Source organism: Patulibacter sp. NPDC049589, assembly GCF_040675535.1.
Classification (GTDB): Bacteria; Actinomycetota; Thermoleophilia; order Solirubrobacterales; family Solirubrobacteraceae; genus Patulibacter.
On record NZ_JBFAPC010000151.1, the window covers coordinates 1 to 13,242 of the forward strand.

15 protein-coding genes and 2 tRNA genes are annotated in these 13,242 nt (G+C 76.2%); 13 read left to right on the forward strand and 4 right to left on the reverse strand.

From position 1 onward, the window contains the following. Window positions 1–108 precede the first annotated feature (108 nt). Window positions 109–1,980 carry an esterase-like activity of phytase family protein gene (locus AB0L40_RS21845; protein ID WP_364359627.1) on the forward strand — a complete coding sequence of 624 codons (1,872 nt, stop codon included), beginning with the start codon at window positions 109–111 and terminating at the stop codon, window positions 1,978–1,980. A 144-nt stretch (window positions 1,981–2,124) separates the two neighbouring features. Beyond that, window positions 2,125–2,409: a DUF4031 domain-containing protein gene (locus tag AB0L40_RS21850; RefSeq protein ID WP_364359630.1), complete on the forward strand. Its 285-nt coding sequence runs from the start codon at window positions 2,125–2,127 to the stop codon at window positions 2,407–2,409. 44 nt (window positions 2,410–2,453) lie between these two features. On the opposite strand, the gene AB0L40_RS21855 is transcribed toward AB0L40_RS21850, so the two are convergent. Next, window positions 2,454–3,725 carry a hypothetical protein gene (locus AB0L40_RS21855; protein ID WP_364359633.1) on the reverse strand — a complete coding sequence of 424 codons (1,272 nt, stop codon included), beginning with the start codon at window positions 3,723–3,725 and terminating at the stop codon, window positions 2,454–2,456. Between the two features lie 81 nt (window positions 3,726–3,806). Here AB0L40_RS21855 and AB0L40_RS21860 point away from each other — a divergent pair, with 81 nt between their 5' ends. The 4 genes from AB0L40_RS21860 (at window position 3,807) to AB0L40_RS21875 (ending at window position 7,578) form a co-directional block, all read left to right on the forward strand. Beyond that, window positions 3,807–4,196, forward strand: coding sequence for a stress response translation initiation inhibitor YciH (locus AB0L40_RS21860; protein ID WP_364359636.1), 390 nt, complete (start codon window positions 3,807–3,809; stop codon window positions 4,194–4,196). Between the two features lie 163 nt (window positions 4,197–4,359). Then, window positions 4,360–5,040: a response regulator transcription factor gene (locus AB0L40_RS21865; protein WP_364359639.1), complete on the forward strand. Its 681-nt coding sequence runs from the start codon at window positions 4,360–4,362 to the stop codon at window positions 5,038–5,040. Next, window positions 5,037–6,068, forward strand: a complete 1,032-nt coding sequence (locus AB0L40_RS21870) for an ATP-binding protein (RefSeq protein WP_364359642.1) — start codon at window positions 5,037–5,039, stop codon at window positions 6,066–6,068. Before AB0L40_RS21865 ends, AB0L40_RS21870 begins: the two co-directional genes overlap by 4 nt. 181 nt (window positions 6,069–6,249) lie before the next feature. Then, window positions 6,250–7,578, forward strand: a complete 1,329-nt coding sequence (locus AB0L40_RS21875) for a DUF4153 domain-containing protein (RefSeq protein WP_364359645.1) — start codon at window positions 6,250–6,252, stop codon at window positions 7,576–7,578. Window positions 7,579–7,763: 185 nt separating this feature from the next. Here the strand turns inward: AB0L40_RS21875 and AB0L40_RS21880 are convergent. Continuing rightward, a tRNA-Leu gene (locus tag AB0L40_RS21880) sits at window positions 7,764–7,847 on the reverse strand. Window positions 7,848–8,006: 159 nt separating this feature from the next. On the opposite strand from AB0L40_RS21880, the gene AB0L40_RS21885 reads away from it, so the two are divergent. The 4 genes from AB0L40_RS21885 (at window position 8,007) to AB0L40_RS21900 (ending at window position 9,479) form a co-directional block, all read left to right on the forward strand. Then, window positions 8,007–8,079 (forward strand) — tRNA-Glu (locus tag AB0L40_RS21885). Between the two features lie 193 nt (window positions 8,080–8,272). Next, complete coding sequence (locus AB0L40_RS21890) at window positions 8,273–8,662, forward strand: hypothetical protein (protein WP_364359648.1); 390 nt, start codon at window positions 8,273–8,275, stop codon at window positions 8,660–8,662. Between the two features lie 48 nt (window positions 8,663–8,710). Next, window positions 8,711–8,944, forward strand: a complete 234-nt coding sequence (locus AB0L40_RS21895) for a hypothetical protein (RefSeq protein ID WP_364359651.1) — start codon at window positions 8,711–8,713, stop codon at window positions 8,942–8,944. A 178-nt stretch (window positions 8,945–9,122) separates the two neighbouring features. Further along, window positions 9,123–9,479, forward strand: coding sequence for a hypothetical protein (locus tag AB0L40_RS21900; RefSeq protein ID WP_364359654.1), 357 nt, complete (start codon window positions 9,123–9,125; stop codon window positions 9,477–9,479). A gap of 6 nt (window positions 9,480–9,485) precedes the next feature. Here AB0L40_RS21900 and AB0L40_RS21905 read toward each other — a convergent pair whose 3' ends face one another. Continuing rightward, window positions 9,486–9,689: a hypothetical protein gene (locus AB0L40_RS21905; RefSeq protein ID WP_364359656.1), complete on the reverse strand. Its 204-nt coding sequence runs from the start codon at window positions 9,687–9,689 to the stop codon at window positions 9,486–9,488. Between the two features lie 213 nt (window positions 9,690–9,902). Between AB0L40_RS21905 and AB0L40_RS21910 the strand changes: the two genes are divergently transcribed. Then, a complete protein-coding gene (locus tag AB0L40_RS21910) occupies window positions 9,903–10,442 on the forward strand; it encodes a glutathione peroxidase (RefSeq protein ID WP_364359659.1) in 540 nt (179 codons plus the stop codon). A gap of 151 nt (window positions 10,443–10,593) precedes the next feature. Continuing rightward, a complete protein-coding gene (locus tag AB0L40_RS21915) occupies window positions 10,594–11,565 on the forward strand; it encodes a phosphatase PAP2 family protein (RefSeq protein WP_364359662.1) in 972 nt (323 codons plus the stop codon). Between the two features lie 14 nt (window positions 11,566–11,579). Here AB0L40_RS21915 and AB0L40_RS21920 read toward each other — a convergent pair whose 3' ends face one another. Further along, a complete protein-coding gene (locus tag AB0L40_RS21920; protein WP_364359665.1) occupies window positions 11,580–12,140 on the reverse strand; it encodes a cob(I)yrinic acid a,c-diamide adenosyltransferase in 561 nt (186 codons plus the stop codon). Between the two features lie 109 nt (window positions 12,141–12,249). Here AB0L40_RS21920 and AB0L40_RS21925 point away from each other — a divergent pair. After that, window positions 12,250–13,242 (forward strand): hypothetical protein (locus tag AB0L40_RS21925; RefSeq protein ID WP_364359668.1); only part of this gene is annotated, 993 nt, incomplete at its 3' end.

Below are 13,242 nucleotides of genomic sequence, written 5' to 3' on the forward strand. Positions count from 1 at the left end.
GCCCGGGGCCGGAACGCGTCTGGCGGGGGCCTCCACGACGGCGTCGCGGTGTCGGTCGACGTGGAGCGCGCGTCGTGACGGCCGACCATCACGCCCACGATCTACCGCGTGCGCATCGAGGCCGGAGGCGGCCTGAAGGTCCTCCAGCGGATCCCGATCAAGCTGAAGGCCGGCGCGGTCAACCCGGCGCAGGCGTGGCTGAAGGCGAACGCGGACCCGGCGAAGGCCATGGTCGCTGGCCCGCAGAACCAGATCACGGGCCTGCCGCAGATCGTCACGAACTCGCAGGGCACGGGCTCGGGACTGCCGGCGACCGCCGGCGCGACCTACAAGATCACGGCCGCCCAGGACGAGGTCCCGTACGCCGCGGACGGCACCACGACGCTGCCGTCGGACCCGTACGGGCTCGACTCCGAGTCGATCTCCGTCGACCCGCGCGACGGCAGCTTCTGGATCGGCGACGAGTACCGCCCGTCGATCGCGCACGTCGCGGCGGACGGCACGTACATCGGCCGCATCGTGCCGTCCGGCGTGCACGTCGCCGCGGACGCGACGGACGCCGCGAAGTACCCCGCGGCCGACGACGCCGTCGTCCCGACCTACGACGTCCTCCCGCGGGCGTTCGTCTTCCGCAAGCAGAACCGCGGCATGGAGGGCGCGACGCTCTCCAAGGACGGCCGCACGCTGTTCGGCCTGATGCAGTCGTCGCTGGAGACGGTCACGGGCAAGGGTGACGAGCGCACGCTGCGGCTCGTGCGCTTCGACGTCACGGACCCGACCAGCCCGAAGCTGACCGGCGAGTTCGTCTACCGCCTGGACGCCTACACGGTGGTCACCGACGGCTCGGTCACCAAGCAGGGCGACATCTCCAACTCGGACATCGCCGCCCTGGACGCCACGCACCTGCTCGTCGACGAGCACGACAACATCACGTCGGACCCGGCCAAGGGCTACAAGCGGATCTACCGCATCGACCTGGCCGGCGCGACGAACCTCGCGGCCGACGCCGCGCAGAACGGCGAGGCCACGACGCTGGAGTCCGGCAACGCCGCCGGCGTGACGCCCGTGACCAAGACGCTCGAGCTCAACCTCACGGCCGCCGGCTACGACCACGACAAGCCGGAGGGCATCGGCGTCTTCCCCGACGGCGACATCGCCGTCCAGGACGACAACGACTTCGGCTTCGACCAGGCCACGGACCCGGGGACCGCGGGCCCCACCGACCCGCCGTTCCGCGTGACCGCCAGCGGCAAGACGACGGAGCTGTGGCGCTTCACGCTGCGCCCGATCGTCACGACCGCGCCGTCGATCACCGGCACGCCGGTCGTCGGCTCGACGCTGACCTGCGCGGACGGCGTGGCCACCAACGGCGACGGCGTCTCGCGCCAGTGGATCCGCGGCGGGCAGGCGGTCGCCGGCGCGACGGGGACGACCTACCCGGTGACCGCCGCCGACGTCGGCCGGCCGCTCGTCTGCCGGGTGACGTGGACGTCCTCCGCGGGGTCGACGGTCGTCGACAGCGACGTCGTCGCACCGGTCCAGGCCGCGCAGACGGGCTCGACCGGGCCGAAGGGCGACGCCGGGGCGGCGGGTCCCAAGGGTGATGCCGGCGCTGCCGGGGCGGCGGGCGCCAAGGGCGACACCGGCGCCGCCGGCGCTCCGGGCACGAAGGGTGACGCCGGCGCGGCCGGGGCCAAGGGCGACCAGGGCGCCAAGGGCGCGACCGGGGCCCGCGGGCCGGCCGGCCGCGTGAAGGTCAGCTGCAAGGTGACCTCGTCCGGTCGTCGCGTGACCTGCAAGGTCACGGGGTCGGCCGCCAAGGCCGGCACCCGCATCCGCCTGACCCGCGCCGGGAGGACGGTCGCGACCGCGCGCCTGTCGCACGGCCGCGTGACGCTCCGCCCGCGCTCCGCCGTGCGCAAGGGCCGCTACGTGGTCGCGACGGGCACGTCGTCGCGGATCGCGCTGCACGTCCGCTGAGCGCCGACGGGGCGGGCGGCGCGCGCCGACCGCCCCGCGGGACGTTGCGACTGATGGACCGTCGCGTCCGGTGATCTGACCGGCCGTCGTCGGGCCGCACCGTCGCCAGGTGTCCCCGCCCGGCGGCCGTCATGATCCCGGGCCGTGACGGTCAGGGTGGACGACGGCTTCGTCGAGGGCGAATGGGGCCGCTGGAGCGGGGGAGGCCACCTGCAGGCGGACTCCACCGAGGAGCTGCACGCCTTCGCCGACCGGCTCGGCCTGCGCCGCGTGTGGTTCCAGTCCAAGCCCGGCCGGCCTTGGCACGACCACTACGACCTCACCCGCGAGGGCCGCGACCGCGCGATCGCCCTGGGTGCGGTCCCGATCCCGTGGCGCGAGGCCGCGCGGCGCAACATCGCGCTGCGGCGGGCGGCGCGCGGGGGCTGACGCCGCCCAGCCCGCGTGCAGCCCGGACAGCGGGACGCTCGTCGTCACCCGCTCGTCGAATCGCTCAGGTGGCGGCCGACGGGCCCCACGTACACGCCGCGCGGCAGCCCCGCGAGGTCCGGCTCCCCGCCCTTCACGAGCGCCAGGTAGATCCGGCACGTGCGCTGCAGGCCCCGGCCGGTGGCGACCCGCACGTGCGGCCCCGCCCAGAGCGGCCGGCCCTGGTGCGTGAAGCGGTACTCGCGGGCGTTCTGGTTGCGGGCGGTGGCCGAGACGTCGTCGGCCCAGTCGAGCTGCTGCGCCAGCGCGACGTCGCGGATCGGCCGGCCGACGCCGCCCTCCACGGCCCACGCCGCGGCGACGCGGTCCAGGGCGACCAGGTCGCGCAGGAGCTTGCGCGGCTCGTCGTACGGCGCCGTCCGCGCGGACGAGAACGCCCGGTCGGTGTAGACGAGGTGCTCGGCGTGCGCCGCGGCGAGCTCGACCGCCTGCAGGACGGTGCGGACGTACGGCAGGTCGTCGACGGCGAGCGGCCCGTGGTCGTCGGGGTCGACGAGGTCGACGTCGGCGCTCCCGGCCTCGAGCGCCAGGCGCCGCAGCCGCCGTGCGGCGCCGCGCAGGTGCTCGCGCTCGGCCTCGGCGGCCTCGCGCGCGTCCGTGAGCTCCTCCAGCGCGACGGCGCGGTCGACGAGCTGGCTCTCGAGGTCCGCGACGCGGGCCAGCAGCCCGGCGACCTGGGCGTCGTCGTGGCCGGACTCCTGCCGGCCCTCGCCCTCGGCGAGCTCGCGCAGGCGGTCGCGCTCGGCGGCGACCTGGGTCAGCCGCGCGTGCGCGCGCTCGAGCTCGCCGGACAGGCGCTGGCGCTCGCCCTGCTCGTGGGCGGCCTTCGCGGCCTGGCGCGCCTCGCGCTCCTCGGCGCGCTCGATCCGCCGCTGGGCGCGGCTCGCGTCGCGGGTGCGGCGCTCCGCGGTCTGGTCGGCGCGGTCGTCGGCGGCGTCGGCGGTCTCCCGCGCCTGGCGCACCAGGGCGCCGAGCGCCCGGAGGCCCGCCGGCAGCACGTCTGGCGCACCCGGGGCGGGGAGCCCCTCGGCGTCCAGGGCGGCGGCGTCGTCGTTCCCGAGCGCCGCGAGGCGGGCGATGCGGGCCGCGGATCCGGCCGGGTCGGGGGCGTCGGTCGCGCCGTCGGCCGGCAGTGGGGGGCGCGGCGCGGGGGCCCGGTGACGCCGGCGGCCCTGGCCGCCGGCCCCCTTCGGCGCGCGCCAGCCGCGACGCGTGCCGTACCCGCTGCGCTCGTCGTCGTCGCGGGGACTCGGCATCGCTCCGATCATCACAGACGGACCGGAAGGTCCCGCCCGCCGTCGCCCGACCGCGCCGCCCCGTGCACTAGCGTTGCGGGCATGGCCCGGATCCCGCGACGCGAAGAGGACCTCGTGTGGTCCAGCGACGGGGGCGACACGCGCCGGCGCGACGGGCCGGGTGGCGGTCGCGCGGGCGGGAAGAAGGGGCGGGGCGGCCCGGCCCGGCCGTCGTCGGCGGCCCCGGAGTCGGGCTCGCGGGTGAAGGTCCGTCGCGAGACCGCCGGCCGCCGGGGCAAGACCGCCACCACGGTCACCAACGTCCCGCTGGACGACGACGGCCTGCGCGAGCTCGCCGGCCGCCTGAAGAAGCGCTGCGGCGTCGGCGGCTCCGCCAAGGCCGGCGTGATCGAGCTGCAGGGCGACCACCGCGACGTGGTCGTCGAGGTCCTCCGCGGCGAGGGCTTCGACGTGGTGCTCGCCGGCGGCTGAGCCCGTCATCGGCGGGCCCGGGCGTCGGCGGCGCGCGGACGCGCCGTGGCGGGCACGGGCGTCGCGGTCCGTGCCGCGGGTGCGGACGACGCGGGGCGTCTGCACCGGATCCGCACATCGACCCCACACGGCGGGCACGGGGTCACCCGTAGCATCGCCCCGGATGAGCCGGCGGACGATCGTGGTGGTGGAGGACGAGGCGACGATCGTCGGCGCCGTCGCGTCGCGGCTGCGCTCGGAGGGCTTCGCCGTCGAGACGGCGGCGACCGGCCCGGACGGCGTCGCGCTCTGCGCCCGCGTCGCGCCGGACCTCGTGGTGCTCGACTGGATGCTGCCGGGCTTCGACGGCATCGAGGCCTGCCGGCGGATCCAGGCCGAGCGGCCGGTGCCGGTCCTCTTCCTGACCGCGCGGGACGCCGAGGCGGACGTCCTCGTGGGCCTCGGGATCGGCGCGGACGACTACGTCACCAAGCCGTTCAGCCCCCGCGAGCTGGTCGCGCGGATCCACGCGGTCCTGCGCCGGACGGCCCGGGCGGCCGAGGAGCCCGCCCCGTCGCGGATCGCGCTGGGCCGCGACGTCCTGGACCTCGACGGGCGGCGCCTGCTGCGCGACGGCGTCGAGGTGCCGCTGACCCCGACCGAGCTCGACCTGCTGGCGACGCTCGCCGGGCGACCAGGCCGGGCGTTCTCGCGCGACGAGCTCCTCGCCGAGGTGTGGGAGTGGCGCACCGGAGGATCGACCCGCACGGTCGACTCCCACGTCGCCGCGCTGCGCCGCAAGCTCGGCGCCGACGTGGTGCGGACGGTCCCGGGCCACGGCTACGCGCTGGGGGACCGGGCGTGACCCGCTCGCCGCTGGCCGCGGCGCTGGACCGGCTCCCGTCGCTGCGGATCCGCCTCGGGCTCCTGATCGTGCTGGCGATCGGCGTGACGCTCGTGACGATGTCCGTCGCCGACGTCCTCGGCCTGCGGCTGCGGCTCGCGGCCCTGGCGGGGCTCCTGTTCTCGCTCGGCGCGGTCCACGTCGTCGCGCGCGGCACGATCTCCCCGCTGCGGCAGCTCGACCGCGCGGCGGCCCGGGTCGCCGCCGGCGAGCACGGGGTCCGGGTCGATGTGACCGGTCGTGACGAGGTCGCGCAGCTCGGCCACGCGTTCAACCGGATGGCGGCCGAGCTCGAGCAGACGGACCGCCTGCGGATCGACCTCGTCGCCGACGCCGCCCACGAGCTGCGAACCCCGATCAGCGCGCTGCGGGCGGTGCTCGAGAACGACGTCGACGGCGTCGAGGCCGCCGACCCGGCCGCGCTGCTGGACCAGGTGCACCGGCTCGGCGCGCTCACCGACCGGCTGCTGGACCTCTCGCGACTGGAGGCGGGCGCGGCGACGCTGCGCCGCCGGCCGGTGGTGCTGGCGGAGCTCGTCGACGAAGCGCGCGCCTTTCACGCCGCACGGCCGGGCGACGGGCCGCCGGCGTCCGCCGATCCAGCCGGCGGGGCGCACGTCGCGGCGGTCGTGCTCGACGCCCCCGACGACTTCGTCGTCGACGCCGATCCCGACCGGCTGCGCCAGGTCCTCGACAACCTCGTGGAGAACGTCCGCCGGCACGCGCCCGGTTCGGCGGTCCTGATCCGCGCGCGGGGGACGCCGGAGGGCGGGACCCGGATCGAGGTCGAGGACCACGGTCCGGGCCTCGCGCCCGGCGACCACGAGCGGGTCTTCGACCGCTTCGCCCGCGGGGACCGCTCGCGGACGACGACAGGCTCCGGCCTGGGCCTCGCGATCTGCCGCTCGATCGTCGAGCTGCACGGCGGCGTCGTGCGCGCCGAGCCGGTCGAGCCCCACGGCTGCCGGATCGTGCTCGAGCTGCCCTGAGCCCGGGGCTCCCGGCCCGCCACCAGCCGACTCCGCCTGGCGTCCCTCCGGTGAGGGCGGCACCCACTGGCTCCACGGCGTCCTTCCGACGAGGGCGCCGCCACCGGCACCCGGACGCGCGTCCCCGCGAGGACGGCCGGCGTCCGTCCGCAGAACCCATCCCGTCCGAGGAGGACGCCCCGTGTCCAAGCACGCCCTGATCCCGGCCCTGGTGGCCGGGGCCCTCTCCGCCTGCGCCGTCGCCGAGCAGCGCGTCGGCCTGGCCCTCAGCCTCGCGCTGCTGGCCGTGATCGCCGCCGGCGTGGCCGCCGCCCCGTCGCGCGTCGACCGGCCGGTCCTGGGGCTCGCGGTGCTGCTCGCGCTCCAGCCCACGCTGCGCGACGCCGGCTGGGTCGTGGTCGCGTGCACCGTCGCCGCGCTGGTGGGCGGGGCCGGGGCCGTCGCGAGCCCGGGGCGCTGGCCGGCGCTCGGCCGCCTCGTCGTGGCGCCGCTGCGCCTGCTGCGCGGGGGAGGACTCGTCGTCGATGCCGTCGGCGCCCGGACGCGCGGCGCCCGGACGCGGGACTGGGCCCCGGTCGCGCGCGGCGCGGGCCTGGCCGCGGTGCTCGTCGCGGGCTTCGGAGCACTCTTCGCTTCGGCCGACCCGGCGTTCGCGGAGGCCGGCGGCGAGCTCTTCGACGTGGGGGAGGACCCGTGGGCGATCGCCTGGCGCCTCGTCCTCGGTGCCGCGGCGTGCGCAGCCGCGGGAGCCATCGCCCGCGCGGGGCTCGCGGCGCCGGCGATCGGCCCCTGGCGGCAGCCCCGTCTGCGCCCGGGCCGCACCGAGCTGCGGATGGCGGTGGGCGCCCTCGTCGTGCTGTTCGCCGCGTTCGTCGTCGTCCAGCTGCCGATCCTGTTCGGCGGCGACGACCACGTCCTCGCCACCGGTGGGCTGGGCTACGGCGACTACGCCCGGGCGGGCTTCCTCCAGCTCCTGGTCGTCGCGGCCCTGACGCTGGCGGTGGTCGGCGTCGCGGCGCGCGACCGCGACCCGCTGCTGCGTGGCCTGCTCGGCGCGCTCTGCGTCCTCACGCTCGTCGTCCTGCTGAGCGCGCAGCTGCGTCTCGGCCTGGTCGAGGACGCCTACGGCCTGACCCGCGTGCGCTACGGCGGGCAGGCCGTCCTCGTCTGGCTCGCGGCGGTCCTCGTCGTCGTGCTGCTCGCGGGCGCGCGCGCCTCCCTGTCCCGCCGCGCGCCCCGGATCGTGCTGCTCCTCAGCCTCGCGGCGGTCCTCGGCTTCTCGATCACGAACCCCGACGGCCGGATCGGCGCCTCGGTCGTCGCCCGCGCCGCCGTCGGCAAGCCGATCGACCGCCACTACGTCCAGGGCCTGAGCGCCGACGCGCTGCACCAGCTCTGGCGGATCCCGCGCGCCCGCGGCGGCGCGACGCTCTGGCGCCCGATCGAGGCGCGGCTGGAGCGCCCCGACGGGATCGCGGGCTTCAACGTGGGGCGCTGGACGGCGCGGTGAGGACCGCCGGCACGAGGCGGGACGCCGACGGTCGACCCGTCGCCGGTCGGGGAGGCCGGGGCGGGAGGAGGCCGGCGGGCGGCGACTGCCGCCCGTCGCCGGTCCGGGAGGGGAGGGCGCCAGGAGGCCGGAGACCGGTCCCGGAAAGACGAAGGGCCCCGTCTGAGACGGGGCCCTTCTGCAGGTGCGGATGAGAGGACTCGAACCTCCACGGGGTTGCCCCCACGGCGACCTGAACGCCGCGCGTCTACCAATTCCGCCACATCCGCGTGGCGTCGCGACCTGCATCGCGAGCGGGAAACATAGCGCAAGCCTCCACAGAACGGCGGCCCGCTCCCCCTCGATGCCGGACCCGTCGACCGCACGACACGTCTTCGCGTGGAGATGGTATAAATCCGCTCCGCGCGTCACCGACGCACGGCATCAGCGCCGCTATCGTCCAGGGGACTAGGACGCCGCCCTCTCACGGCGGAAACCCGGGTTCGAATCCCGGTAGCGGTACCTCTCGAAGCCCTCGCGAAAGCGGGGGCTTCGTCGTTCCCGGGGTCGTCGGCGCGGGCGGATACTGCGCGCTTCCTCGCCCGTCACACCCGTGCTCGGCCCCCGCTGTGGGCGCCGTGGAGTTGTGGATTCTCGTCACAGAGATCGCCCCGAAAGGGAATCCGCGTTCCTGCTAACGGCGTACCTTTCGATGATGCGACTGTCGTGCCCACTCCTCGCCGTGGCGCTGGGCACGCTCCTGCTCACCGGCTGCGGCAGGTCCGGCGGACCGGACCTGCGGTTCGCCGAGCAGCGGGTCCGGGCGGAGTACGCGCTGCGGCTGGGGGAGAAGCTCGACGGCGACACCGTGAACGTGAAGTCCGTCGAGTGCAACGCCAGCGGCGACCGTGCGGCGATCTGCGTCGCAGAGGTCTCGTCCTCGGCGGTCAACGGCTCCGTCACGATCCGGGTGTCCTACGGCGGGAACGACCTGCTCCGCTGGGTCGCGGACGACGCCGCCCCGGGCGGCGACACCGTCTCGGTGCTCGTGGCCGAGGACCGCGCCCGGGCGAACCGGGACGCGTACGAGAAGCAGTCGCAGTAGCGGGCCGCACGGCCGGTTCCCCTGGCGCGCTCCCGCTAGGCTGCGGCCATGATCGTCGTCGCCATCGTCGGCGTCCTCCTCGTCCTCTACGGCTTGGCCCGCGTCTTCGACGTCGGCGGCCTGTCGACCCGGACGCAGGAGCGGGCGCAGCGGATCGAGCAGGCCCGGCGGGCCCAGGGCGGGGCGCCGCAGGAGGTCCCGCAGGACCTCGCGCGCTGGCTCGGCTACGCCTTCACAGTCCTCGGCGTCGTCCTCGTGCTCGTCGGGCTGCTGGCGGGCTGACCCGCCCGCACGCGCCGCGCCGATGGCCCGCGCGAGGTGTGCTCCGTAGACCACCGGTGGCCCGCGCCGCGTGCACGGTGCGGCCCGTCCGACGGCCGGTCCCTGGGCTAGCATGGCCGCGCCTGCGGCTTCGCCGGGCGCGACGGACGTCCCGTCACCGGCCGCGGCCCCTTCCGACGTGCCCGACCGGTCCCTCACCCCGCACGAGCTGCACCAGAAGGCCATCTCGGTCCTCGACCAGCTCGAGCGACTCGCCGTCGACCGCTCGTCGCAGCCGGTCCCGGCCGCGGAGATCGACGTCGTGACCACGGCGGCGCGGGACCTGCGTCGCCGCATCGACGAGGCGGCGCTGACGGACCCCGACGGCGGGGCGGCCGCGCTGCGGCACCTGGAGGAGGCCCGCCGGCGGATCCTCGAGGCGATCGAGCTCGTCGACCGGCTGGCGGGCGACGTCTCGTCGTCCCCGGTGGCGCAACGGTCGGAGGACTCCGGCCCGGTGCCGGACCCGGGGACCGGGTCGGCCTCGGGCTCCTGAGCGGGCCTACGCCCCGCCGGGCGGCGCGAAGTCGTCCGGGTGCCCGCCGATGGCGGCGAGCTGGGCGATCGTGCCGGCGAGGGTGCGCTGCGCGTCCTGCAGCTCGGTGCGCAGGTCGGCGAGCGCGTGAAGCGCCTGGGAGAGGCGAGCGTCGTCGCTCACCGGCCCGAGGCCGGGCACCGGGAGGTCGGGAGGGGTCGATTCGGCCATGGTCGTCCCGTCGGCCGTCGGCCCGGCCCGCCCTCGCAGCGCACCACCGCTCTGGCCGTTCGGCCGATGCCGATCCCTGGACGCCGGCGGACACCGGGGGATCCCGGCGACCGGCCGTCCGCCGCCCCGCGCGCGGGGCACCGGCCCGGGAGCCCGGCCGCCACCGGCGCCCCGGACGAATCCACCGGCTCGCCCGGGGCGTAGATTCTGGTCATGGGCATCGTCTCGACTCTCCGCATGTACACGAAGCGACCGAAGAAGCTCGACGCCCCGACGGACGTCTACGTGCACTCCGTCGGGCTGCTCGAGGGCGGGTCGCTCGACCTGGCCGGCCTCCACGGCAAGCCGACGCTGATCGTCAACACCGCCAGCAAGTGCGGGTTCACGCCGCAGTTCGAGGGGCTCCAGAAGCTGTACGAGGAGTACCACGAGCGTGGCCTGGAGATCGTCGGCTGCCCGTCCGGGGACTTCGCGGGCCAGGAGCACGACGAGGCCGACGCGATCGGCGAGGTCTGTCAGCGCAACTACGGCGTGACCTTCCCCGTGACCGAGAAGATGTCCGTCCGCGCCGACCCGCACCCCCTGTGGGAGGACCTGGCCCGCCAGCCGGAGTCGGCGCCGCCGTCGTGGAACTTCACGAAGTACCTCGTCGACGGCGAGGGCCGGCTCGTCAAGCGCTGGAGCTCGAAGACGACCCCGCAGGACGAGGACATCGTCGGCAGCATCGAGTCGGTCCTGCCGCCCGTCGCCTGACCCGTCGGCCGGCGCGCGCCCCGACGGCGCGCCGGCCGTCCCGCACCGGCCCGGGTCCGGCCCCACGGGACGGGCAACGCCCGCCGTCCGGGCCCCGGCGCCCGCGAGGGTGACACGCCGCACGCCCCGCTGGCCTAGCGTCCACGGTCCGTTGCCCCCCGTCGTCGACCGCTCGCTCCTCCAGCTCCGCCTCACCCGGGCCCTGCTCGTGCTGGGAGCGCTGTTCCTGTTCGTCGGCCTCGTCGTGCGGCCCACGGGGCTCGGCGACACCGTCGACGGGCGGACGATCGCCGCGCTGCGCCCGCTCGACACTCCCGGCACGCAGGAGGGCTGGGAGGCCCTGACGCGGCTCGGCGCGCCGTCGTCGTACCTGCAGTTCTGCCTGGCGCTGATGCTCGTCGCGGCGGTGCGCCGTCGCTGGCGCTGGGTGCTCGTCGCGCCGGTCACGATGCTCTGCAGCGAGCTGACGGCCCAGGGCCTCAAGCAGCTGCTCGCGATGCCGCGGCCCCACGTCGCCGCGGCCGAGACGATCGGTCAGGCCGCCTGGCCGTCCGGCCACAGCACGGCCGCGATGACCGTCGCGCTGCTCGCCGTGCTGATCGCGCCCCGCCGCATGCGGCCGACGGTCGCGGTCCTCGGGGCGATGGGCGCGCTCGGGGTCGGCATCGGGATGGTCACCGTCGGGGCGCACTACCCGACCGACATCTTCGGCGGCTACCTCTGCGCCGCCCTCTGGGTGACGCTCGCCGCGGTCCTGGTGCTGGAGTGGCAGCGCCGCCGTCCCGTCGTGCGGCCGGTCGACCGCCGACCGACGGGGCCGGGGCACCTGGCCGGCCCGGTGCTCCTGCTGGCGCTGGGCGCGTTGACGGCGCTCGCGCTGGCGATGCGGGACAAGGAGGGCCTGCTCGGGACGATCCGCGACCACACCGTCGCGGTCGTCGTGCTCGGCGGCCTCGTCGCCCTCGCGCTCACGCTCGTGGCGCTGACGGCGTCGCTGCCCGAGACGCGTCCGGACCGGGGGACGCCCGGCGGCGCCGAGGGCCCCGGTGCGGTCGACGTCGCCGGCTCGCCGGGGCCGGCCGACCGGACCACCGACGACCCGGCGCGGGCCGGGCCCGGCTGAAGCCCGCCCGTGCGTCAGCGGCTGGCACCGGGCTGCCAGAGCGGCTCGTCGCCGACCGTCGACGCGCGGGCGAGGATGAACAGCAGGTCCGAGAGCCGGTTGAGGTACTTGACGACCTCGGGGTTGGCGCCCTCCACGTCCAGCGCCCGGCGCTCGCTGCGGCGCGCGATCGTCCGCGCCACGTGCAGGTGCGCGGCGGCCGGCCCGCCGCCGGGCAGCAGGAACGACCGCAGCGGCTGCAGCTCGGCGTTGACCTCGTCGCAGCGCTCCTCCAGCCACGTCACCTGCTCCGGCGTCGCCCGCAGCCGGTCCTTGCGCTGGTGCTCGGTGTCGTGGGGCACCGAGAGGTCGGCGCCGAGGTCGAAGAGGTCGTTCTGGATCCGGACCAGCCACGGGCGGAAGCGCTCGGGCAGGTCCTCGAGCGTCCCGACGACGCCCAGCTGGCTGTTGAGCTCGTCGATGTCCCCGTAGGCCTCGATCCGCGGGTGGGTCTTGCGCACGCGGCTCATGTCGCCGAGGTGCGTCTCGCCGGCGTCCCCGGTGCGGGTGTAGATGCGCGTGAGGTTGACCGTCATGTGCCGAGCCTACCGACGCCCGTCCGCCCGCCGACCGGCGCGGCCGGGACCCGGCGGGACCCGGTGGGGGCGGGGCGCGGGCCGCGGAAGGCTCCTAGAATCGGTCGCCGTGCCGACGTCGTCGCCCCGTCCGTCCCGCGTCCGGCGCCTGAGCACGCTGCTCGCCGTCCTGGTGGCGGTGGGCGGGATCGCCGGCTGCGGCCAGGTGGACGAGAAGGGCGCCGGCGTGCGGGTCCTCGTGACCACCGGCGACGGGGCGAAGACCCTCGTCGACCAGGACGCCGTCAAGGCCTCCGACGACATCCCGGCGCTCGAGGTCCTGCAGCGCGCCGCGAAGGTCGCCGTCGACGCGCGTGGCGACGTCACGTCCGTCGACGGGCACGCCGCGACGAACGGCAGCCGCTGGACGCTCTGGATCAACGGCTCGCCGCTGCGCTCCGGTGCCCTGAAGACGACGGGCGAGGACGTCAACCTCCAGCAGCTGCCGACGCTCGAGACCGCGAAGACCGCGAAGGTCAGCGAGGGCGACACGATCTGGCTCGACCTCCAGCCCAAGAGCCCGGTCGTCGCGCGCGGCGTCGTCGGGACGTTCCCGGAGCCGTTCCTGCACGGGCAGGAGGGCAAGCGCTGGCCCGTCCGCGTCGAGTGCGGCCAGGAGCGCTCGCGGCCCTGCCTGATGGTCCGCGACGCCCTCGTCCGGTACGGCATCCCCGCCGTCATGAACCTCGTCCGCAGCTCCTACAACCCCGAGTCCGCGCGGATCGCCGTGGGCACCTGGGCCGAGCTGCGCGAGGACCCGTCGATCGGGCTCTCCGAGCGCGGCGCGGCGATCACCGGCATCCCGATCGTCCCGACCAAGGACGGCAAGGGGATCGGCCTGACGGGCCCCGACGGCGACGTCGTCCGCACCCTCGGGGCCGGCTCCGGGGCGATCTTCGCGTCGCGGTGGCGCGACGAGCCGCCCAGCTGGGCCGTCACGGGGACCGACGACGCCGGCGTCCTGCGCGCGTGCTTCGGGCACGTGACGCCCGCGGAGCGCTGCCCGACCTGCTTCTCGAGCAGCGACCGGACCTGCCGGGCGATCACCGTGCCCTTCGCGATC

Bases quoted from the DNA above. Each gene is read 5' to 3' on its own strand.
- AB0L40_RS21860 (WP_364359636.1), top strand. From the start codon at position 3,807: ATGGCCCGGATCCCGCGACGCGAAGAGGACCTCGTGTGGTCCAGCGAC.
- AB0L40_RS21865 (WP_364359639.1), top strand. From the start codon at position 4,360: ATGAGCCGGCGGACGATCGTGGTGGTGGAGGACGAGGCGACGATCGTC.
- AB0L40_RS21890 (WP_364359648.1), top strand. From the start codon at position 8,273: ATGCGACTGTCGTGCCCACTCCTCGCCGTGGCGCTGGGCACGCTCCTG.
- AB0L40_RS21855 (WP_364359633.1), bottom strand. From the start codon at position 3,725: ATGCCGAGTCCCCGCGACGACGACGAGCGCAGCGGGTACGGCACGCGT.
- AB0L40_RS21895 (WP_364359651.1), top strand. From the start codon at position 8,711: ATGATCGTCGTCGCCATCGTCGGCGTCCTCCTCGTCCTCTACGGCTTG.
- AB0L40_RS21910 (WP_364359659.1), top strand. From the start codon at position 9,903: ATGGGCATCGTCTCGACTCTCCGCATGTACACGAAGCGACCGAAGAAG.
- AB0L40_RS21920 (WP_364359665.1), bottom strand. From the start codon at position 12,140: ATGACGGTCAACCTCACGCGCATCTACACCCGCACCGGGGACGCCGGC.
- AB0L40_RS21905 (WP_364359656.1), bottom strand. From the start codon at position 9,689: ATGGCCGAATCGACCCCTCCCGACCTCCCGGTGCCCGGCCTCGGGCCG.